The sequence below is a fragment of the Lysobacterales bacterium genome (assembly GCA_014946745.1).
Lineage (GTDB): Bacteria > Pseudomonadota > Gammaproteobacteria > Xanthomonadales > Xanthomonadaceae > Aquimonas.
In genome coordinates this window covers 629,015-650,367 of the sequence record JADCRD010000003.1, presented here as the reverse complement: position 1 = coordinate 650,367, position 21,353 = coordinate 629,015, and the positions used below count along the sequence as shown (strand labels likewise).

The window sequence follows — 21,353 nt, the reverse complement described above, 5'->3', positions numbered from 1 at the left end:
TCACCCACGCCCCGCCGAGGCGGCGGAGCGCAGGCCCGGCGCGGCTTACAGGCCCAGTGCCTTCTCTGCCGGCACGTAGGGCAGCTTGAAACCTTCCGCCACCGGCTGGTAGGTCACGTGGCCGGCGTGCACGTTGAGGCCGCGCAGCAGGTGCACGTTTTCTGCCATCGCGCGCTTTGCGCCCTTGTTGGCCAGTTCAAGGATGAAGGGCAGGGTCGCGTTGTTCAGCGCAAACGTGCTGGTGCGCGGCACCGCGCCCGGCATGTTGGCCACGCAGTAGTGCACCACGTCATCGACGATGTAGGTCGGCTCGGCGTGAGTGGTGGCATGCGCGGTCTCGAAGCAGCCGCCCTGATCGATGGCGACGTCGACCACGGCCGCACCCGGCTTCATGCGGCGGACCAGATCGGCGCTGACCAGCTTGGGCGCAGCGGCGCCGGGAATCAGCACGCCGCCGATCACCAGGTCGGCCGTCAGCACATGGCGCTCGACCGCGTCGGCGCTGGAGAACACGGTCTCGACGCGGGTGCCGAACTGGGCCACCAGGCGACGCAGCACGTCGACGTTGCGATCCAGAATCACCACCTGCGCGCCCAGGCCCACAGCCATCAGCGCGGCATTCGCACCCACCACGCCGCCGCCGAGGATGACGACCTTCGCCGGCTCCACGCCCGGCACGCCGCCGAGCAGCATGCCGCGGCCGCCATTGGCCTTCTGCAAGGCGGTCGCACCGGCCTGGATCGACATGCGGCCGGCGACCTCGGACATCGGCGCCAGCAGGGGCAGGCTGCCGTTGGCGGCGGTGACGGTCTCATAGGCGATGCAGGTGGCCTTGGACTTGATCAGCTCTTCCGTCTGCGGCCAGTCCGGCGCCAGGTGCAGGTAGGTGAACAGCACCTGGCCCTCGCGAAGACGGGCGCGCTCGACCGCCTGTGGCTCCTTGACCTTGACGATCATGTCGGCCTTCGCGAAGACCTCATCGGCGGTCGCCAGCACGGTGGCGCCGGCGGCGATGTAGTCGGCATCCGAACAGCCGATGCCGCTGCCGGCATTCGCTTCGACCACGACCTGATGGCCGTGCTGCACCAGCTCGCGCACCGAGGCCGGAACCATGCCGACGCGGTACTCGTGGTTTTTGATTTCCTTGGGAACGCCGATGAGCATGGCTGCGACCTCGATGCGATGGGGTGGGAGATGCCCTGCCATGCTGCGCCGCAACAGAGCAGATCCACTGCCCCGGGCCCGCAAAGCAAAACAGTCGCGAAGTCTAGGCGCGGCCTAACAGAGTTTCCTGCTGTAGATTGGCGATTGACCGCCGAATCGTCGGCGCAACCGCACCTTGGCAGCAGGATCTCCGTGAAGCAGAAAAAAGTCATTTTGAATCAACTGGATAAGATCGATCGCAGAATCCTGCGCGAGCTCCAGCGCGACGGCCGTCTGGCCAACGTCGAGCTCGCCAAACGGGTCGGGCTGTCCCCAACGCCCTGTCTGGAACGAGTCAAGAAGCTCGAAGACGAGGGCTATATCCGCGGCTACCACGCCCGGCTGGACCCGGGCCGCATGGGCGCCGGCCTGCTGGTCTTCGTCGAAATCCGCCTGCTGCGCACGGCGATGGATGTGTTCGAGGAGTTCAAGCGCGCGGTGGTGGTGCTGCCGCAGGTGCTGGAGTGCCACCTGGTGTCCGGCGACTTCGACTACCTGATCAAGGCCCGCGTGCCCGACATGGCCGCCTACCGCCGCCTGCTCGGCGAAACCCTGCTGACCCTGCCGCACGTCTCCGGCTCACGCAGCTATGCGGTGATGGAGGAGGTCAAGGAAACGCTGGAGCTGGAGGTGGATGGATAGCGGGGATTGGGGATTGGGGATTCGTAGGGCTCCGCATGGTGCGCGCTTGAGCCCCTCTCCCCTTGAGGGAGAGGGGTTGGGGAGAGGGGGAGACAGCCTGCCGCGAGATAGCTACCCCTCTCCCCCTGCCCCTCTCCCACAAGGGGAGAGGGGAGACGATCGGCCCACTGATGCAGCGCATCCACCCGCCTTGCAGCAGCTGCGTCCAGGGCTTGCGCCAGGCGGGAACGCTCGGGCAGCCCTGCTCTACCAATCCCACATCTCCGTCTGGCCCTCGCGCACAGCGCTCAGGCGTTCGATGGCTCGCGCGGCAGTGCCGCGCAAACGAGCCATCTGCCTGCGGCCCCGGCCCTCGCGCACAGCGCTCAGGCGTTCGATGGCTCGCGCGGCAGTGCCGCGCAAACGAGCCATCTCACCCCCCAATCCCGGCTCAATCCGGCTGCACCCAGATCCGCGCCCACATCGCGGCCAGTCGCCGCCGCACCTGCCAGGGCCAGGCCAGCTGCTCGGGGCGGATCTCCTCGATCCCCGTACCGGTGACCCGTGCTACCGCGAAGTTGAAGCTGTAGTCAGGCTCAGCGCCCATGCGAAGGTCGGACAGCACGATCTGGCCCTCGCGCACTTCGGCTTTCATGAAGCCACGGTTGAACCACAGCAGCCGCTGCACGGCCGGCAGTTCGCGCACTGCGTCCAACGCGTCCGTATCGCTGCTGTAGCTGCGGAAACGGATCGGGCCCGAGTCGGCCCACAGCGAGCGCTCGCCCTCGAGAAAGCCGTCCGGCGTCATCACCACAACGCGCCACAGCAGGGTCTGGAAGGGCATGGGCACCGTAAAGCGCGGCGCATCTTCATGACCGGTGCCGGCAAGGCTGCGCTCGACCTCGCGCTCGACCAGCGCCTTCGCCGTCAGGGACCAGCCGATATAGCCGGTCGACAGGATCAGCCCGGCCAGCAGCGCGCGCGTTCCCGCTGGACGGTGGCGTAGCAGCCAGCCCAGCGCGCAGCCGAGCAGCAGCGGCAGGGTGTAGAGCGGATCGATGATGAACAGCGAGGACCACATCGCCGGATGCGGCGCAAGCGGCCACACCAGCTGGGTTCCGTAGACCGTCAGCGCGTCGAGCAGCGGATGAGTGAGCAGGGCCAGCGCGATACCGGCCAGCCAGGCGCGCGGTGCCTCGCGCACGGGCGTCCATCGTCGCAGCAGCGCCCACAGCGCCAGCGCCAGCAGGGGCAGTAGGAACAGCGAGTGCGAGGCGCCGCGATGCAGGGTCATCTGCTGCACCGGATCGAGATCGAAGAAGGACAGCGGGATCACGTCGAGATCGGGCAAGGTGCCGAGCGCAGCGCCGACCAGCAGGCCGGCGCGGCGATGACGCGCAGGCACACAAGCGGCGGTGCAGGCCGCGCCCAGCAGCAGCTGGCTCAGCGAATCCATTCGATGTTCTCGAAGAGCGTGCGGCGGTACGCACAGCGCACCGCCGCAGGGGCCTCAGTCAACCAGGGCCTTGAGCGGGCTGGTTGCGGGGATCACGCGCGCGGCCAGCTTGGAGTCGGCGCGCAGCAGGTCGATCGCATCGACCAGCAGATGCGCCGTCTCGCGCACAAGCGCATCGGGCTTCTCGTCGGCGCTTTCGTCCTCGGCTTCGATCGGGCGCTCGTCGGCCTGCAGGCCGTCGTCCAGCTCGGCGACCGCGTCTTCATCCACGCTTTGGCCCAGCGCCTTGCGCTGCTCGTCGCGCGCCTTGCGGCGGGCCTCGTCGCGCTCGCGCTCGGCGCGACGGGTCGCCTCGTTCAGGGACAGGGTCTTGCGATCGCGCAGGCTGCGGTACTCCTCGACATCCTCGATCCACCACTGGAACTCCTGGTCCTCGGCGATGCGCGCCTCGTGCTTGGTCTTCAGCATCGGCAGCAGCGGTGCGAAGTCGCCGTAGGCCTCGTAGCTGGCCGGCGCGATCGCCGCCCAGGGCAGGGCGTTGTCGTACACGCTCTCGCCGTACTCGCTGGCATCCCAGGTCACCGGGAAGGCGATGTCGGGCTCGACGCCCTTGTGCTGGGTGCTGCCGCCGGCGATACGGAAGAACTGCGCTACCGTCATCTTCAGATGACCGAGGCCCGGGTTCTCGCGCGAGAAGGCGTCGAGATCGACCAGGTTCTGCACCGTACCCTTGCCGAAGGTCGGCTCGCCGACGATCAGGCCGCGGCCGTAGTCCTGGATGGCGCCGGCGAAAATCTCCGACGCCGAGGCCGAAGCGCGGTTGATCATCACCGCCAGCGGTCCATCCCAGGCCACGCCGGGCTTGCGGTCGGTCTGGATCGACACGCGCCGGCCGGCATCCTTGATCTGCACCACCGGGCCGGTGTCGATGAACAGGCCGGTCAGTTCCGTGGCTTCGTCCAGTGAGCCGCCGCCGTTGTTGCGCAGGTCAATCACCACGCCCTCGACGTTCTCGGCCTTGAGTTCCTCCAGCAGCAGGGCCACATCGCGGGTGGCTGAGCGGTAGTCGGGCTCGTCGCGACGACGGCCTTCGAAGTCCTGGTAGAAGGCAGGCAGCGAGATGACACCGACGCGGCGGACATTCTCGCCCTCGCCAACCTCGATCACTTCCTTCTTGGCCGCCTGCTCTTCAAGCTTCACCTTCTGCCGCGACAGCGACAGCAGCACGTGCTCGCCGTCGATGCCAGCCTCGGCCGGCAGCACGTCGAGGCGCACCACCGAGTCCTTGGGCCCGCGGATCAGGTCGACCACGTCATCCAGACGCCAACCAACCACGTCGACCATCGGCCCGCTTTCGCCCTGCCCCACAGCGACGATGCGATCGCCCGGCTTGACCTTGCCGGACAGCGCCGCCGGCCCACCGGGCACCACCGAGCGGACCACGGTGAATTCTTCGTCGTCGCGCCCCAGCACCGCACCGATGCCTTCCAGCGACAGGCGCATGGAGATATTGAAGTTCTCCGAGGTGCGCGGATTCATGTACGAGGTGTGCGGCTCGATGGCGCCAGCATAGGCGTTCATGAAGGACTGGAACACGTCCTCTGCATCGATCTGGCGGATGCGCTCGCCGAAGTTCTTGTAGCGCTTGTCGAGCGTCTCGCGGATCTTGTCCATCTCGCGGCCGGCCAGACGCAGACGCAGCACATCGTTCTTGACGCGCAGGCGCCACAGCTCGTCCAGTTCGTCCTCGGACTGCGCCCAGGCGGCGTCTTCGCGATCGAAGCTGTAGCTCTCGTCGACGGTGAAATCGAAGTCCTGCTTCAGCAGCTCGCGGATTTCCGCGGTGCGCTCGTCCACGCGCTGGCGGTAGACCTTGAAGATCTCGAAGGCCGGCGCGAGTCTGCCGCCGTTGATGGCCTCATCGAGCTGCAGCCGGTACGACTCGAAGGCAGCCACGTCTTCGGCGCGCAGGAACAGCTTGTCGCCGTCCAGCGCTTCAAGATAGCGATCGAAGATCTGCCCGGACAGCGCGTCATCGAGCGCCTGCGGGCTGTAGTGGAAGCGCGAATTGCTGACCAACTGGGCCATCCAGCGCGCGGCTTCAGTCTGCTGGGCATTGGGCTCCAGCGACAGCGCATCGACTCGGCTGCGCTCGGTCTTGGCCGACACCGGGGCCAGCGGCAGCAGGAGGGCCAACAGCAGGGGGGCGAAGCGGAGAGAGCGGGAACGCATGCCGTGCACCTTCGGTTGCGGAGTGGGGCGCGAGCGCCCATGGCGGCGATCATGCCAGTCGCCGCGCCCAGGGGCGACGGCCACGCGGCACAAGCGCGCAACAGGACCGCAAGGAGTGCGAGGGCGCGGAAGAGTTCCCCCGCCGACCCGGAGCGGTTCAGGTCCCTACCCTGCACCCGCGAATGTCGGCTTAGCGTGTGCCGGAGGACAGGCGGCGCGTGACTGGCCCGCGCACGACTGCCGGGGGCGAGGCCTCAGAGCTCGACGAAACCCGCATCTTTCGCCATGCGATCCGCATGGTAGGACGAGCGCACCAGCGGCCCTGAGGCGACGTGGGTGAAACCCATCTCGAGCCCGATGCGCTCCAGCTCGGCGAATTCGTCGGGGTGCCAGTAACGCATCACCGGATGATGGTGCGGGGTGGGCTGCAGGTACTGGCCGATGGTGACCATGTCGACGTCGTGCGAGCGCAGGTCGCGCAGGGCGCCGACGACCTGGTCCATGTCCTCGCCGAGGCCGAGCATGATCCCGGACTTGGTGGCCACGTTCGGATGCTGGGCCTTGAAGCGCTTCAGCAGCTGCAGCGACCAGTCGTAGTCGGCGCCAGGGCGGACATTGGTGTAGAGCTCGCGGACGGTTTCGAGGTTGTGGTTGAACACGTCCGGCGGATTCGTGGCGAGGATCTCCAGCGCGCGGTCCATGCGGCCCTTGCCGCGGAAGTCCGGGGTGAGGATCTCGACCTTGATGTTGGGCGACAGCGCGCGGGTTTCGCGGATGCAGTCGACGAAGTGCTGGGCGCCGCCGTCGCGCAGGTCGTCGCGATCGACCGAGGTGATCACCACGTACTTCAGCCGCATGTCGGCGATCGTCTGCGCGAGTTTGAAGGGCTCGGCCGCATCCGGCGGCTTGGGCCGGCCGTGGGCCACATCGCAGAAGCTGCAGCGGCGGGTGCAGACCTCGCCAAGGATCATGAAGGTGGCGGTGCCGTGGCTGAAGCACTCGTGGATGTTCGGGCAGCTGGCCTCCTCGCAGACCGTGACCAGGGCGTTTTCGCGCAGGCGCGATTTCAGCTGCTGCACGGCATTGCCCGAGGGCAGGCGCACGCGGATCCAGCTCGGCTTGCGCAGAGTGGGCGCTTCGTCGAACTTGACCGGGCTGCGCGCGATCTTGGTTTCGCCGAGCTGCTTCTCGCCCATCACCAGCAGCGGGATCTCACGGGACTCGGGCTTGGTGGCGATGTCGCTCATGCGGGGCTCGGCTCGGCAGAGGAGGAAACAGCCGCGGCCTGCGCGGCGAGCGCGACCAGGTCCGGGGCGGGGGTGTCGACGGGTTCCAGCCCAAATACGCGCGCCAGCGCCGGCACCAGCACAGCGGCGGCACCTTCAAGCGAGCCGGGGCCGCCCAAGTCTAGCAGTTGGGTCACGGCCAGCCCCTGGTAGCCGCAGGGGTTGATGCGGGCATAGGGCGAAAGGTCCATCGCCACGTTGAAGGCCAGGCCGTGGAAGCTGCAGCCGCGGCGCACGCGCAGGCCGAGCGCCATGACCTTGGCGCCGTCGACGTAGATGCCGGGTGCGCCGTCGACGCGATGCGCCTTGACGCCCCACTCGGCCAAGGCGTCGATGGTCGCCTTCTCGATGCGGCAGACCAGCTCGCGCACGCCGATGCCTAAGCGACGCAGATCGAGTAGCGGATAGGCCACCAGCTGGCCGGGGCCGTGGTAGGTCACCTGGCCGCCGCGGTCGACGCGCACCACGGGGATGTCACCCGGCAGCAGCACGTGCTCGGGCTTGCCGGCCTGGCCGAGGGTGAACACCGGCTCGTGCTCGACCAGCCAGAGCTGGTCCGGGCTGTCCGGCCCGCGCTGATCGGTGTAGGCCTGCATGGCGCGCCAGACCGGCGCATAGGGCTGGCGACCCAGGCGGCAGACCTGCAGCGCGCTCACAGCGTCCACTTGATGCCGGGCAGTGCGCGCAGCGCGGCGTGGGCCGCTTCGTAGTGCTCACGCGCCTCGGCGTGAAAGGCCAGCGAGACCGATTGGTACTTGCCGCCAGAGGAGTCGCGCGTGCGCACGCTGTCCGGGTCCAGCGCAAGGCCGGCCGCCGTGATCGCGCCAGTGACGCGCTCGACCCAGTCGGGCGCTGCCAGGCCGACCGCGGTGATCTCGACGCTGCAGGGAAACTCGAAGCCGCGCTGCTCGGGCGCGCCGCCAAAGGGCGAAGGAGGCTGGCTGTTCATCGCCGCATTATCGGGCCGGCGCCGATGATTCCCAAGCGAAGGCGGGGCGAATCACGTCCGCAAGGTTCGGGCGACCAAGCGGCCTCAATCCTTCGGGCGCGCTCGATCTTCCTCGCGGCGCTCGTCGTCGCCTCCGCGCCCGCCTTCATCGCGCTCTTCGCGATCGCGGTGTCCGCGCTCACGCTCATGACTGCGGTGGTGGTCACGCCGGGGCACGCTGTCCGCCAGGTGTGCGCGCTCGGCGTCGCTGAGCTGGGTGGACAGCCGCAGCAGGCCGGCATGCACGCGTTCGGCCATCGCCCGCTCGCGCTCGCGCACGTCAGCCAAGGCCGCCTGCAGCGCGGCCACCTCGTAGGGCCGCCTGCGCAGGGCATCGCGGACCTCGGCGTGGGCCGCGCGCAAGGCGCGCAGGTCTTCGGCGAAAGCGGCGCGATCCGGGGCCAGTGCCTCGCGCACCAGGGCGCGACGCTCTGGGGGCAGCGCCTTGGCGATCCTCCGGGGGTCAGGCAGGCTGCGCGCTTCCAGCGCCTCATGCGGCGCAATGGCGGCGCGCTGGCGCCACCACAGGCCACCGGCGGCAGCCGTCAGCAGCAGGTTGAGGCTGAGGGAGACCAGCAGAACGATGCGGACGGGGGTGCTCAGCGCGCTCACGGCAGTTCCTCGCTGTCGATGGGATCGATCCAGGCCAGGGCCAGGTAGTTGTCGAGTTCGCCGTCGACCGCCGTGCTGCTGCCGGGCAGCAGCCAGACCAAACCCAGACCGAGACTCAGGGCGCCAGCGAACACCGGGCCAGCGAGGCGCGGACCGCCGAGCGCTTGCGCCAGCTCTTGCCACCACGCGCGCCGGGGCTGCGGTGCGGAGGCAAGGATGCGGGCGCGCAGACCAAGGGGAAGCGCCACCGGTTCGAAAGCGGCGTCGAGCGCTTGCTCCAGCCTCTTCGCCTCGCGCAGGCCCTCGTCGACCGCGCCGGCGGGCAGGTCGAGGGGGCCGCGCTCTGCGGCCGGCCAGCGCGCCGGGTCGGCGCCGTAGGCGTCGATCCACTGCTGCCTGCGTTCTGGATTCATGGCGCGCCTCCTTCGGACGCTGCGAAGCGGTGTTTGAGCGTGCGGCGCGCGCGCGCCAGCAGTGATTCGAGCGCATCCACGCTGACGCCAAGCGTCTGCGCGCACTCGGCCTGGTCGAGCCCTTCGTAGTGGAACAGCAGCAGAGCCTCGCGCTGGCGCTCCGGAAGCGCGCGGATGGCTGCGCGCAGGGCGCCTTCGCGCTGGTCCAACTGCAGCGCCCACTCCGGCTCGGCGGACGCTTCGCCCGGCAGGCTGTTCTCGACGGCCTCGTCGATGGCGAGCTGTGGCCTGCGCCGGCGCAGGCGGTCGCGGCAGAGATTGAGAGTGACGGTGTGGATCCAGGTCGACACCCGCGCTTCGCCCGGGCGCCAGCCCGGGGCGATCTGCCACAGCCGCAGGAACAGCTCCTGGGCGACGTCCTCGGCTTCGCTGGGGTCTTCCAAGAGACGCGTCGCCAGCCGATGGACGCGCGCCAGATGGCGGTCCACCAGCTGCGCGCAGGCCCGCGGCTCGCCGCGAGCGGCCGCCGCCATCACGGCGGCGTCCGCATCCTCGGCGGCGCTGTCGGGCGCAACGGGCAGCATGCTCAGCATCGGGTACCGGTCGCCGTGCTGGCTTCAGTCGCCGCGACCGCCGTGGCGACGGCCATGATGACCGTGGCCGCGCCCGAACTCAGTGGCTTCAAGCACGCCGTCACCGTTGCGGTCGAGGCGGGCGAGGCGCTGGGCATGGGCGGCGGCGAACTCTTCGGCGCTGATCTGGCCGTTGCCATCTTCGTCCAGCTTGGCGAGCTGGCGCTGCTGGCGCTCGGCGCGCGCCTCAGCGCGGCGGGCTTCGCGAAAGGCTTCGATCTCGAGGGCCTCGATACGACCGTCGCGGTTGGCGTCGACCTCGGCGGCATGGCGCGCTGCGGCGGTGTCGATTTCGGCCTGGGTGACGCGGCCGTCAGCGTCGCTGTCGAGCTGCTTCAGGCGCTCGGCCTGGCGCATGGCGTGGTGCTCGGCGCGAGCGCCGCGCTCGGTCGGGCCCGCCGACGGAGCGGCGGTGGCGGCGAGGCTGAACAGGCTGGCGCCGATGGCCAGCACCAGCAGGGAACGATGAACGGGGGCATGCATGGCGCGACTCCTTTGCACTGGGGACTCAAGGCGGGCTGCCTTGAAGCCTCCAACGCGGCGGGCCGTCGCTTCCGTCGCGGCCCAGCGAGGTTCCGTTCAGCGCGGCCGCCTGGCGCGCCGTGGCTGCATCACTCGGATTCCCACCACAGCATCAGGCCGTCCCAGGTGCGGCCGAAGAAACCGGCCTCGGGCGCGTCTTCCAGTGCAACCAGCGGACGCTCGACCAGGGTCTGGTCGTCGAGCACCAGGCGCAAGGTGCCCACCGCATCGCCCTTGGCGTAGGGCGCGACGAGCTGCTTCGGCACGTCGATCAGGGCCTTGACCTGTTCGTACTTGCCGCGGGCGACCGTGATCCGCACCGGCTCGCTGACGCCCAGCTTGAGCGTGGCCTGCGCGCCCTTCCACAGCCGCGGCTCGGCCAGCGCTTCACCGCCGCCGTACAGCTGGTGCGACTCGAAGAAGCGAAAGCCGTAGTTAAGCAGGGCCTGACTGTCGTCGGCGCGCTTCTTCTCGCCGGACGAGCCCATGATGACGCTGATCAGGCGCATGCCCTCGCGCTGCGCCGAGGTCAACAGACAGTAGCCGGCGGCGCTGGTATGGCCGGTCTTGATGCCGTCGACGGTGGGGTCGCGCCACAGCAGCGAGTTGCGGTTGTGCTGGGTGATGCCGTTGAGCGTCAGCTCCTTCTGCGAGTGCACGGCATAGCTCTCGGGGAAGTCGCGGATCAGCGCCTGCCCCAGGATCGCGACGTCGCGCGCCGTGGTGTAGAGGTTCGGGTCAGGCAGGCCGGTGGCATTGGCGTAGGAGCTGCCGGTCATGCCGAGCTGCTGGGCATAGCGGTTCATCAGGCTGGCGAAGGCCTCCTCGCTGCCGGCGACATGCTCGGCGAGCGCGATCGAGGCATCGTTGCCGCTCTGCACGATCATTCCGTGCAGCAGGTCCTGCAGACGGTGCTTCGAGTTGACCGGCAGGAAGCTGGTCGAACCATCGGTGCCGCCGCCGCCGCGGCGCCAGGCGTACTCGGAGATGGTGACCTCGTCATCCATGCCAACCTTGCCGGCGGCCACTTCGGCCGAGACCACATAGCTGGTCATCACCTTGGTGATGCTGGCGGGCTCGACGCGGGCGTCGATGTTCTCACCCAGCAGAATCTGGCCGGTGGCGTAGTCCATCAGCAGCCAGGCGGTGCCTTCAACGCTGGGCGGCTGCGGCGCCGGCGCCGGCGCGCTGGGCACCGGCACGGGGCGCGGCACCGGCTGCGGGCTGGGAACAGGCTGCGCGTCGGCGGCGGGCTGAGCCGCCGGCGCCTGCGCGAGGGCCGCGGTAGCGAAAGCCGCGGCGCCGCAGAGCGCGGCGGCCAGCAGGCGCTGGTGGAATCGGGGCATGGGAGGTCCTCTGTCGGAAACGGGAAATCAGGGGCGGACCGGGCGCGGCGTGCCGAGTCCCAGAGACTGCACGCGTTCGACCACAGCCGTCTGGCGGTCGACGTCGATCGGGCCGATGCGCACGCGGAAGACAGTGCCAGCGCCGACCTCGGCGCGCTCGATCCGGACCGGGCGCAGGCCTGCGCGTTCGAGCTGCTCCTGCACGCGGCGCGCGTTGCTGCGTTCGCCGTAGCTGCCGACCTGCAGCAGCACGTCGCCAGCCTCGACCAGCATCGGCGGCGGTTGCGCCGCCGGGCGTTGGCCGGTGGCGGCACGCGCTGCGGGCGGCGCTTCGCCCACGCCCGCATGCATGCCCGGCGGGACGATGGCGCGCACTTCGACCGGGCCGGTGCCGCGGATGTGGATGCCGAGCTTCACTGCCGCCGCGTACGACAGGTCGATCAGGCGATCGGCATGGAAGGGCCCGCGGTCGTTGATGCGCACGGTCACGCTGCGGCCGTTCTCGAGATTGGTCACCCGCGCATAGGTCGGCAGCGGCAGGGTCTTGTGCGCCGCGGTGAACGCGTACATGTCGTAGGGCTCGAAGCTCGAGGTCGGTCGGCCATGGAACTTGGTGCCATACCAGCTGGCAACGCCGCGCTCGACGTAGCCTTCGGCGCTGTCCATCACGTGGTAGCGGCGGCCCAGCACCACATAGGGGCTGTGGTTGCCGTAGCGCGCGCGGGGCTCGGCGCGCGGCACCGGCTCGGGCAGGCCGCTGACATCCGGCGGCACTTCGGGTCCGCCGTCGCGGATGTGCGGGGCGTACAGGCCACCGCCCTGCTCTCCCGCCGGCTCGCCGTGCGAGGGCGGGCGCCGCGGCCGCGAAGGATCGGGACGCGAGATGGGCGCATGGCCTTCCGAAGGCCGCTGCGGCGGGCCGCCCGTGCAGCCGGCAAGCAGCAGGAGGGCCCCCATCAGCAACACGCCGGCGGTGCAGCGCCATCGCAGCCACGTCTTGGGTTCGACGCGGCGCACGCAGGTGTGCCCCATCACGGCGCCAGCGGGGTCGCGCCGTCCGGACGCGCCTGCGCGATCTCGCCGGCCAGCTGGAACACCGCCAGCGAGTACAGCTGACTGCGGTTGTAGCGCGAGATCACGTAGAAGTTCTTGAACGCGATCCAGTGCTCGCGGCCTGCTGAGCCGTCGAGGTTCAGCACTGTCGCCGAGAAATCAGCGCCGACCGCCTGCTTGGGCCGGTAGCCGCGTTCAGCAAGATCAGCGAGGCGATGGGTGGCCTCCAGATTGCCGGGCACGAACTCCTCGGCCGCCTCGAACTTCGCTGGGACCACGACCGGGCGACCGCGCTCCCAGCCGTGGGCGACGAAATAGTTGGCGATGGAGGCGGTGATGTCCGGCAGCGAGCCCCACAGGTCGCGGCGGCCATCGCCATCGCCGTCGACGGCATAGGCGCGGTACGAGGACGGCATGAACTGGCCCCAGCCCATCGCGCCGGCGTAGCTGCCTTTGGCGGTGTTGAGGTCGATGTTCTCTTCCTGGGCGAGCTTGAAGATCGTCGCCAGCTCGCCGCGGAAGAAGGCCTCGCGCGGCGGGTAGAACAGGCCAAGCGTGTACAGCGCATCCAGCACGCGGTGGCTGCCGGTGATGCGGCCATAGCTGGTCTCGACGCCCATGATGGCGACGATCATTTCGGCCGGCACGCCGGTATCGGTTTCGATGCGGGCCAACAGATCCCAGTGCTCGCGCAGGAACGCGCGGCCGTCACTGATGCGCCGCTCGTTCATGAAGATCGGCCGGTAGTCGCGCCAAGGCTTGGCCTCAGCGGGACGGGTGATGGCGTCGATGATCGACTGCTGGTAGCGCGCCTCACCCAGCCAGCGCTCGATTTCGGCGGGCTCGATGGCGTGCTTTTCGGCGGCCTCGGCGATGAAGGCCGCACGGGCTTCCGCGCTCAGGGCGGGACGCGCTGAGGCGAGGGACGGCGTGGGCGTGAGGGCCAGCGCCAGGGCCGCGGCCAGGGCGGGGATCGAGAGAATGAATCGCATCGAAGTGAGCACGTTGGCAGCCGATAGCGGCGGCATCTTACACGTAGGCCGGCTCGCGGCCGCCCACGTCTGAACCCGCTTTCAGCCTTCGCTCTGGAACCCGGGCAGTGCATCGAGGATGCGATCCAGCCTCTCCTCGGCGGAGTCGAGTGCAAGCAGCGTCTGCCGCGCCTCGTTCTCGAACGGCAGCATCTCCGCCAAGCGGAAGCTGACCCAATGGGCGTCGTCCAGCTCGGCCTTGCCCGCGTCGCCGTGCGGCCCGCCGAAGTGCGCCAGCAGTCGCTCCAGCAGCTGTGCCAACAGGCCGTGCTGCGGCGCCACCGGCTCTGGCTTAAAAGCTTCGAGCGACTCGATCTCACCGATGATCAGGCCGGTGTCGCGCATGCGGGTCTGGCGCACTCGGAAACGGGATTCGCCGATGCAGCGCAGGCCAAGCAGGCCATCCGGCAGGGTGTAGAAGTCGACGATCCGGGCGGTGGTGCCGACGGCGGCCGGCAGGGCCGGGCCACCGGCCTCAACGCCCTCAAGAATCAGGCTGACGCCAAACGGCGAGCCCTGCCGGCTGCACTCACGCACAAGGTCCAGGTAGCGCGGCTCGAACACGCGCAGACGCAGGTCCCCGCCGGGGAACAGCACGGTGCGCAAGGGAAACAGCGGCAGATCGCGAGCAACCATGCAGCGCAGTCTAGCTCGGCCGATGAGGTCGCTTGCGGACGCAGTCAGGGAGTTGCGGGCTTCAGCAGGCCTCGCCCACGAGCGCGCTGGCCACAGAACCGCGATCAGGAGTCAAAGTCACCGCGGAACAGCGTGTCTTCAGGGCGGACTTCGGCCGGCCCTTCGAACGAGACCACGGTGATCCGATCGGCATTGTCGATCGCCTGCTGGGCCACGGCGGCGTCGACTCCGGGAGCGGTATCGGGCGTCTTGAGACCAAACGCCACGACCGCAGCCAAGGCGCAGGAGGCAGCGAGCGCCGCCCAGACCGGCCGGGGGCGGGCGCTTGTGCGCCGGCGCAGACCGGCTACTTCGCGCTGCAGCAGATCCACGTCGCCGCGCAGATCGGCGAGGGTGCGCAGCAGGGCGGCCTGCGCGGGGTTCTGTGCGGCCTGGCTCAGGATCTCATCGCGCGATTCACGGCTGCCGCGGCCGTCGAGGGCGGACAGCAGGGCCTCGGCGTCTGCGGCCGGGGACTGCGCCATGCTGGCGCGGTAAAGCTCGGCGAGGCGGCGGGGGGCAGGCGCGTCAGTCATCGAAGTCGTCCAGTCCAAGCGCCGACAGGCGCTGTTTGATTTCGTCCAGCCCGCGGTACACCAGCTTGCGGGCCGCATCCAAGGTGAGATCGGTGAGATCGGCAATCTCCTGCAGCGCATAGCCCTGCAAGTACAACTGCAGCGGCAGGCGCCGTCGGGGCGGCAGGGCCTGCATGCAGCTGCGCAGATGCTCGACGTGCTGGGCGTCGAGCGTGCTGCGATCGGGACCGTGGCCCAGGCCCGGCAGATCGACGACGCCGTCCTCTGTCTCCGGAAGCGCCTCGGTGGGGCGCACCTGAGCGCGCCGCACCGCATCGACCAAGGCACTGGCCACCGTTCTCTGGACATAAGACGCAGGGAGTTCGGCGTTTGGGTCACGCTCCAGCGTTTTCCACAGCCGGATGCGCACCTCCTGCTCCACGTCCTCGGGGTCGATTCCGTGCTGATTCAATCGGTTGGACTCGATCTGGGCGCGCACGCGGGCGCCGAATCGAGCCAGCAGCGCCTCCAGACGGAGTTTCACCTCCGACGGCATGGACTTCAGACGCTCGCGACAGCGCGCGCACTCGCGGGCGCAGCCGCGCGTGCCGCGGGCTTCAGCGCCGTCTCGATCAGGTACAGCGGGCGCTGCTTGGCCTCCATGTAGAGGCGGCCGAGATACTCGCCGATTACGCCCAGCGCCATCAGCTGCAGGCCGCCCAGAAAGAGGACGACCGTCATCAGCGAGGGATAGCCCGCCACCGGATCGCCCCAAAGCAGGGTCTTGGCGATGATCACCAGGCCGAAAACGAAGGCCGCGAGCGCGGCCAGCCCGCCGATGTACGTGCCGATCCGCAGCGGCACGGTGCTGAAGGAGGTGATGCCCTCGATCGCGAAGTTCCAGAGCTTCCAGTAGTTGAACTTGCTGGTGCCGGCGTGGCGCGGATCGCGGTGGTAGCCGATCGCGCATTGACGGTATCCCACCCAGGCGAACAGGCCCTTCATGAAGCGGTGGCGCTCGCGAATCTGGCGCAGCGCATCCAGCGCCGCACGCGACAGCAGACGGAAATCGCCGGTATCGCGCGGCACCGGGGTCGACGACATGCGCTCCATCAGCCGATAGAACCCGGCCGCCGTGAAGCGCTTCAGCCAGGTTTCGCCCTCGCGCTCCAGACGGGTGCCGTAGACCACGTCAAAACCTTCACGCCAGCGCGCGACGAAGTCGGCGATTAGCTCGGGCGGGTCCTGCAGATCGGCGTCGATGACCACCGCGGCATCGGCATCGACCGCATCGAGGCCGGCGGTGAGCGCCAGCTCTTTGCCGAAGTTGCGCGCCAGCCGCAGGGCACCGCAGCGCGGATCTTCACTCACCAGCGCGAGCATGACCTGCCAGGTGTTGTCACGGCTGCCGTCGTCGATGTACAGGATCTCGCCCTCGATATCGGGCAGCGCATCCAGTGCCGCGCGCGTGCGCGCATGGAAGGCACGCAGGCCTTCACCCTCGTTGTATGCAGGCACTACCACGGTCAGGCGCGGGTTCACGGGCTCACTCGTTCCGTCTTTGTCCAATCGGCCGCGCATGCTAGCAGGCAGGCGCTACTCGGGGCCGCAGCAGTCGCGCAGGTAGGCGGGCCCGCCGAGCTGGCGCATCTGGCGCTGCACCCATGCGGCGCGCTGCTGCAGCTGCGGCCCTGGACGCAGCGCGCTGTAGCGCTTCGGCGAGGGCAGCACCACCGCCAGCCGGGCAGCCTCGAAGGGCGTCAGCGCGACCGCCGGCTTGCCGAAGTAGCGCTGGGCCGCGGCCTCGGCCCCGTAGACGCCGACGCCGAACTCGGCGAGGTTCAGGTGCATCTCCAGAATGCGCCGCTTGGACCACAGCGCTTCGATCAGGACTGTCAGACCCGCCTCGGCCGCCTTGCGCGGCCAGCTCGAGGTTTCCCACAGGAACAGGTTCTTCGCCACCTGCTGGCTCAGCGTGCTGGCCCCGCGCACGCGGCCGCCGTCGCGGGCTTCTTCCAGCGCACTGCGGATGGCCTCGACGTCGAAGCCCGAGTGCTGCGGGAAGCGCTGATCCTCGGCGGCCACCACCGCGATCGCCAGCGCCGGGGCGATTTCGTCGAGCGGACGCCAGCGGTAGTCGGCCGCTTCGCCGCTCTCGATCCGGTAGGCCAGCATGAAGGCCGAGGTCGGCGGATCGACGAAGCGCAGCAGCCCGACCGCCAGGACCGGCAGAAGCAGCAGGACCAGGCTCAGCAGCGCTGCGCGGCGCAGCCAGCGCCGCGTCCTTGAGGTGCGCTGTGCTTGCGGGCGCTTTCGCGCGTCCCCATGATGGCGGGCTCGATTCGACATGGCGGCATCCTAATGGCTTCCGAGGCGACCCCCGCGGCTGCGGCCGACACCGACGGCGTGCTGAGCCGCTTCCTGCTGGAGCGCAGCGGGCTGCGCGGCGTGCATGTGCGACTCGACGCCGCCTGGCAGGCGATCCGCGCCCGCGCGGAGTATCCCGAGCCCGTCGCCGCCCTGCTGGGCGAGGCCTGCGCTGCGGCGGCGATGTTCACGGGTCACGTCAAGGTCGACGGCCGGCTGTCGATCCAGCTGCGCGGCAGCGGCGCGCTGCGCACCCTGTTCGCCGAGTGCACCTCGCAGGGCCGCCTGCGCGGCCTGGCGCGCTTCGAGGAGCCCCTGCCCGAGCCGCTCGACCCGCGCCACTTTGGCGCCGACTCGATGCTGGCGATCACCATCGAGAACACGCTGGGCGTGCAGCGCGAACCGCAGCGCTACCAGGGCCTGGTGGCGCTCGACGCGCGCAGTCTGGCGGAAGCCTTCGAGGGCTATTTCGGGCAGAGCGAGCAGCTGCCCACGCGCATCCTGCTGGCGGCCGACGGTGCGCGCGCCTGCGGCCTGATCCTGCAGCAGCTGCCCGGCGCCAGTGAGGAGCCCGATGCCTGGCCCCGCGCCCAGGCCCTGTTCGACACCCTCGGCCGCGATGAGCTGCTGGCGCTGCCGGCAGAAACCCTGCTCTACCGCCTGTTCCATGAGGAGGGCGTGCGCCTGCTGCAGCAGGATGCGCTGGCCTTCGGCTGCTCCTGCACCCGCGCCCGCGTCGGCGGCATGCTGCTCTCGCTGGGCCGACAGGAAGCTTTCGATTCGCTGCAGGAGGACGGCCGCGTCGAGGTGATCTGCGAGTTCTGCGGCCAGCACTACCACTTCGACCCGGTTGACCTGGAGCAGCTGTTCGCCGGCGGCGGCAGCGATACGGCGGGGACGGTGCAGTAAGGGCCGGGGTTGGGGATTCGGGATTGGGGATTCGTTGAAGCCGGGCTACCACGCTCGCGGCACGCATCGATGTCGCGCTTCTCCCCAATCCCCAATCCCCAATCCCGGCTCCAATCCCAACCATCGACCATTGCCGCGCTCACGCCCGCCGCAGACACTCGGGGCATCGTCCGCCGAGGGTTTCGCCGATGTCCTTTCCTGGTCTGCCGGTGCGTGCCGGCCTGCTGCTGTGTGTCTCCCTGCCGGCCGGGGCCACTGAGGGCTGGTATCGCGATCCGGCGATCCACGGCGACACCGTGGTGTTCACCGCCGAAGGCGATCTGTGGCGGGTGTCCACGCAGGGCGGGCTGGCGCAGCGCTTGACCACGCACCCGGCGGAAGAGGCCCAGGCGGCGCTGTCGCCGGACGGCCGCACCCTGGCCTTTGTCGCCAGCTACGAAGGCGCACCCGAGGTGTATGCGATGCCGGTCGCGGGCGGCGCGCCCAAGCGTCTGTCCTTCGAAAACGCCCGCGTCTGGGTGCAGGGCTTCGCGCCCGACGGCCGCGTGGTCTACGCCAGCGAGGCCACCGTCGGCCCCTCGTGGATGCGGGTGCTGCGCCTGGTCGATCCGGCCAGCGGCGCCACCGAAACCCTGCCGCTCGCCGACGCCCGCGAGGCAGCCTTCGATGCCGAGGGCGGGCGCCTCTACTTCAGCCGCTTCGGGCTCGCCGTCACCAACGACAATGCCCGCGACTACGTGGGCGGCGCGGCGGCCCAGCTGTGGCAGTGGCAGCTCGGCTCCAAGCAGGAAGCCCAGCGCCTGCAGCCGCCGGGCCTCAGCAACCCGCAGCGTCCGCTGTTCGTCGACGGCCAGCTGCTGATCCTCGGTGAACGCGAGGGCCTGACCCATCTGTGGCGCTGGAACGGCAGCGACGCGCCGCAGGCGCTGACCGACCACAGCGACTTCGACGTGCGCCGCCCGAGCGCCCAGGGCGGGCGGGTGGTCTACCAGCACGGCGCCGACCTGCGCCTGCTGGACCTCGCCAGCGGCGAGAACCGCAGGCTCGACATCCGCCTGGGCTCGGACTTGGCGCAGACGCGCGAGCGCCAGCTGACGGAGCCGCTCAAGTACCTGCAGAGCGCGACGCTGGCCGCCGACGGCAGCCGCGCCGTCCTCAGCGCGCGCGGCAGCGCGGTGCTGGTCGGCCTCGACAGCCTGCGCCGCATCGAGTTGAACGCCCCGCCTGGCGCGCGTTTGCGCGAAGCGGTGGTGCCGAAGGACGCCCGCCATGTGTATGCGCTCACCGACATCGAGGGCCGCAGCGAGCTGTGGCGCTATCCGGCCGACGGCAGCCCAGGCGCGGAGCGCGTGCTCGGCGACGAGGGCAGCTACCGGTTCCGCCTGTTTCCCTCGCCCGATGGCCGCCTGCTGGCGCACACCGACAAGGCCGGCCGGCTGTTCGTGCTGGAGCTGGCCAGCGGCCGCAACCGCGAGGTCGACCACGGCGAGTTCGCCCGCGACGACGCCTATGCCGAGATCGACTGGTCGCCGGACAGCCGTCATCTCGCGGTGCTGCGGGTGGACTCGCCGCGGCTGATCCCGCAGCTCCTCCTGATCGAGGCCGCCAGCGGCCGCCGCGCGACGCTCACCTCGGATCGCTATCCGACGGTGTCGACGGCGTTCTCGCGCGACGGCGCCTTCCTCTACTTCCTGGCCAGCCGCAGCTACGCAAGCTCGGTGCCCGGGCCCTGGGGCGACCGCAACACCGGGCCCTTCTTCGATCGCCGCAACCGGCTGTACGCGCTGGCGCTGGATCCGAAGGCACGCTTCCCGTTCGCGCCCACCACCGAGCTCGATCCCGCCGCGCCGGCAGGCGAGGAGAAAGGCAAGGGCGACGAGAAGGACAATGACACCCAGCCCCTCGTCTGGGAGAGTCTCGCCGAGCGTCTGTTCGAGGCGCCGCTGCCAGCGGGAAACTACAGCGAGCTGAGCGCGGACGACGCGCGTCTCTACTTTCTGGAGCGCGACAGCGCGCCGGGCAGCCTGGCCCAGCTGCGCACACTCAGCATCGGCAACGCCCCGCCGAAGCCCGAGACCTTCGCTGCCGGGCTCGCGGATTACGCGCTCTCGGCCGACGGCAAGAAGCTCCTGCTGCTGCGCGCGAAGCCGGACAACGCCGGCATCGGCGAGCTGCAGATCGTAGAGGCCGGCGCCAAGGCGCCGGAGGACCTGTCGCGGGCCACCCTGAAGCTCGCCGACTGGCGCCTGCCCAACGACCCGCGCGAAGAGTGGGCGCAGATGTTCGACGACGCCTGGCGCATGCACCGCGAATTCAGCTTCGACCCGGCGATGCGCGGGCTCGACTGGGACGCCATCCGCGGCAAGTACGCCGCGCTGCTGCCGCGCGTCCAGGACCGCATCGAGCTGGACGACCTGCTGGCGCAGATGATTGCCGAAGTCGGTCTGCTGCACTCGCAGATCCGCCCCGGCGAGTACCGCAGCTCACCCGACGCGCCGGTGCCGGCCGCGCTCGGCGCGCAGATCGGCGCGGATGCGCGCGGCCTGTTCATCGAGCACATCTACCGCAGCGACCCCGAACTGCCGGGCGAACGCAGCCCGCTGGTCCAGCCGGGCGTGGACGCGCGCGGCGGCGATCGGCTGCTGGCCGTCAACGGCCGCCCGATCCAGGATCGCGCCGAGCTCGCGCAGGCGCTGGCCAACCAGGCCGGCCAGCAGGTGCTGCTTGAGCTGCAGCGCGGCGCAGCCAGCCCACATCGCACCGTGCTGCTGCCGGTACGCAGCGACCGCGAGGCCGCGCTGCGCTACAGCGACTGGGTGGAAGGCCGGCGCGCCCGCGTCAGCAGCGCGGCCCAAGGCCGCATCGGCTATCTGCATCTGCGCGCCATGGGCCCGCAGGACATCGCCAGCTTCGCCCGCGACTTCTACGCCCAGTTCGATCGCGAGGGCCTGATCATCGATGTGCGCCGCAACCGCGGCGGCAACATCGACAGCTGGATCATCGAGAAGCTGCTGCGCCGCGCCTGGGCGTTCTGGCAGCCGCCGCGCGGTGCGCCCTACACCAACATGCAGCAGACCTTCCGTGGCCATCTGGTGGTGCTCGCCGATGCGCTGACCTATTCCGACGGCGAGACCTTCGCGGCCGGGGTCAAGGCGCTGCAGCTGGGCCCGGTGATCGGCGCGCGCACGGCCGGCGCCGGCATCTGGCTGTCCGACCGCAACCGTCTGGTCGATGGCGGCGTGGCGCGCATCGCCGAGTTCGGCCAGTTCGAGGTCGGCAGCGGCCGCTGGCTGATCGAAGGCCTGGGCGTGGCCCCCGACATCGCGGTCGACAACCCGCCACGGGCGAGCTTCCTGGGCGAAGACGCCCAGCTGGAGGCCGCCCTGGCTCACCTGCGGCAGCGCCTCGAAGACGCGCCGCTGCCGCCACTGCGAGCCGAACCGATTCCTCCGCGCGGCCAACCTGGGCAGGACGTGCGGCGCTGAGGCGAGC

General features: G+C 69.8%; 21 protein-coding genes. 3 read left to right on the top strand and 18 right to left on the bottom strand.

The features are described from left to right. Nucleotides 1–45: 45 nt before the first annotated feature. Nucleotides 46–1,164 carry an alanine dehydrogenase gene (gene ald, locus H4O13_18435; GenBank protein MBE5317374.1) on the bottom strand — a complete coding sequence of 373 codons (1,119 nt, stop codon included), beginning with the start codon at nucleotides 1,162–1,164 and terminating at the stop codon, nucleotides 46–48. 30 nt (nucleotides 1,165–1,194) lie between these two features. Here ald and lrp point away from each other — a divergent pair, with 30 nt between their 5' ends. Beyond that, a complete protein-coding gene (gene lrp / locus H4O13_18430) occupies nucleotides 1,195–1,845 on the top strand; it encodes a leucine-responsive transcriptional regulator Lrp (protein ID MBE5317373.1) in 651 nt (216 codons plus the stop codon). 430 nt (nucleotides 1,846–2,275) lie between these two features. On the opposite strand, the gene H4O13_18425 is transcribed toward lrp, so the two are convergent. The 17 genes from H4O13_18425 to mtgA form a co-directional block, all read right to left on the bottom strand. Beyond that, nucleotides 2,276–3,280 carry a metal-dependent hydrolase gene (locus H4O13_18425; protein ID MBE5317372.1) on the bottom strand — a complete coding sequence of 335 codons (1,005 nt, stop codon included), beginning with the start codon at nucleotides 3,278–3,280 and terminating at the stop codon, nucleotides 2,276–2,278. A gap of 54 nt (nucleotides 3,281–3,334) precedes the next feature. Then, nucleotides 3,335–5,512: a carboxy terminal-processing peptidase gene (locus H4O13_18420; protein MBE5317371.1), complete on the bottom strand. Its 2,178-nt coding sequence runs from the start codon at nucleotides 5,510–5,512 to the stop codon at nucleotides 3,335–3,337. A gap of 254 nt (nucleotides 5,513–5,766) precedes the next feature. After that, entirely contained in the window at nucleotides 5,767–6,759 is a 993-nt protein-coding gene (gene lipA / locus H4O13_18415) for a lipoyl synthase (protein ID MBE5317370.1), read from the bottom strand. Next, complete coding sequence (gene lipB / locus H4O13_18410; protein ID MBE5317369.1) at nucleotides 6,756–7,463, bottom strand: lipoyl(octanoyl) transferase LipB; 708 nt, start codon at nucleotides 7,461–7,463, stop codon at nucleotides 6,756–6,758. Before lipB ends, lipA begins: the two co-directional genes overlap by 4 nt. Beyond that, nucleotides 7,451–7,747 (bottom strand): DUF493 domain-containing protein, encoded by a 297-nt coding sequence (locus H4O13_18405; GenBank protein MBE5317368.1) that lies wholly within the window; start codon nucleotides 7,745–7,747, stop codon nucleotides 7,451–7,453. Before H4O13_18405 ends, lipB begins: the two co-directional genes overlap by 13 nt. A gap of 84 nt (nucleotides 7,748–7,831) precedes the next feature. Further along, entirely contained in the window at nucleotides 7,832–8,398 is a 567-nt protein-coding gene (locus H4O13_18400; GenBank protein MBE5317367.1) for a periplasmic heavy metal sensor, read from the bottom strand. Next, nucleotides 8,395–8,811, bottom strand: coding sequence for a hypothetical protein (locus tag H4O13_18395; GenBank protein ID MBE5317366.1), 417 nt, complete (start codon nucleotides 8,809–8,811; stop codon nucleotides 8,395–8,397). The genes H4O13_18400 and H4O13_18395 overlap by 4 nt, the downstream gene beginning before the upstream one ends. Beyond that, the gene (locus H4O13_18390; protein ID MBE5317365.1) at nucleotides 8,808–9,395 is read right to left on the bottom strand and encodes an RNA polymerase sigma factor; all 588 of its coding nucleotides are present in this window, start codon (nucleotides 9,393–9,395) and stop codon (nucleotides 8,808–8,810) included. Before H4O13_18390 ends, H4O13_18395 begins: the two co-directional genes overlap by 4 nt. 33 nt (nucleotides 9,396–9,428) lie before the next feature. Continuing rightward, nucleotides 9,429–9,926 carry a hypothetical protein gene (locus H4O13_18385; protein MBE5317364.1) on the bottom strand — a complete coding sequence of 166 codons (498 nt, stop codon included), beginning with the start codon at nucleotides 9,924–9,926 and terminating at the stop codon, nucleotides 9,429–9,431. A 128-nt stretch (nucleotides 9,927–10,054) separates the two neighbouring features. Then, a complete protein-coding gene (locus tag H4O13_18380; protein ID MBE5317363.1) occupies nucleotides 10,055–11,311 on the bottom strand; it encodes a D-alanyl-D-alanine carboxypeptidase in 1,257 nt (418 codons plus the stop codon). 27 nt (nucleotides 11,312–11,338) lie between these two features. Further along, nucleotides 11,339–12,268, bottom strand: a complete 930-nt coding sequence (locus tag H4O13_18375) for a septal ring lytic transglycosylase RlpA family protein (GenBank protein ID MBE5317362.1) — start codon at nucleotides 12,266–12,268, stop codon at nucleotides 11,339–11,341. 74 nt (nucleotides 12,269–12,342) lie between these two features. Further along, a complete protein-coding gene (gene mltB, locus H4O13_18370) occupies nucleotides 12,343–13,392 on the bottom strand; it encodes a lytic murein transglycosylase B (GenBank protein ID MBE5317361.1) in 1,050 nt (349 codons plus the stop codon). Nucleotides 13,393–13,437: 45 nt separating this feature from the next. Further along, a complete protein-coding gene (locus H4O13_18365) occupies nucleotides 13,438–14,031 on the bottom strand; it encodes an LON peptidase substrate-binding domain-containing protein (GenBank protein ID MBE5317360.1) in 594 nt (197 codons plus the stop codon). A gap of 104 nt (nucleotides 14,032–14,135) precedes the next feature. Beyond that, the gene (locus H4O13_18360; GenBank protein MBE5317359.1) at nucleotides 14,136–14,606 is read right to left on the bottom strand and encodes a hypothetical protein; all 471 of its coding nucleotides are present in this window, start codon (nucleotides 14,604–14,606) and stop codon (nucleotides 14,136–14,138) included. Beyond that, on the bottom strand, nucleotides 14,599–15,129 hold the full coding sequence (locus tag H4O13_18355) for a sigma-70 family RNA polymerase sigma factor (protein ID MBE5317358.1): 531 nt from the start codon (nucleotides 15,127–15,129) through the stop codon (nucleotides 14,599–14,601). The genes H4O13_18360 and H4O13_18355 overlap by 8 nt, the downstream gene beginning before the upstream one ends. A 17-nt stretch (nucleotides 15,130–15,146) precedes the next feature. Then, nucleotides 15,147–16,127: a glycosyltransferase family 2 protein gene (locus H4O13_18350; protein ID MBE5317357.1), complete on the bottom strand. Its 981-nt coding sequence runs from the start codon at nucleotides 16,125–16,127 to the stop codon at nucleotides 15,147–15,149. 54 nt (nucleotides 16,128–16,181) lie between these two features. Next, nucleotides 16,182–16,934: a monofunctional biosynthetic peptidoglycan transglycosylase gene (gene mtgA, locus H4O13_18345; protein MBE5317356.1), complete on the bottom strand. Its 753-nt coding sequence runs from the start codon at nucleotides 16,932–16,934 to the stop codon at nucleotides 16,182–16,184. A gap of 12 nt (nucleotides 16,935–16,946) precedes the next feature. On the opposite strand from mtgA, the gene H4O13_18340 reads away from it, so the two are divergent. Together H4O13_18340 and H4O13_18335 are read left to right on the top strand one after the other, a co-directional pair. Continuing rightward, nucleotides 16,947–17,861: an Hsp33 family molecular chaperone HslO gene (locus H4O13_18340; GenBank protein ID MBE5317355.1), complete on the top strand. Its 915-nt coding sequence runs from the start codon at nucleotides 16,947–16,949 to the stop codon at nucleotides 17,859–17,861. Nucleotides 17,862–18,049: 188 nt separating this feature from the next. Continuing rightward, nucleotides 18,050–21,346, top strand: a complete 3,297-nt coding sequence (locus H4O13_18335; GenBank protein MBE5317354.1) for a PDZ domain-containing protein — start codon at nucleotides 18,050–18,052, stop codon at nucleotides 21,344–21,346. Nucleotides 21,347–21,353: the final 7 nt, after the last annotated feature.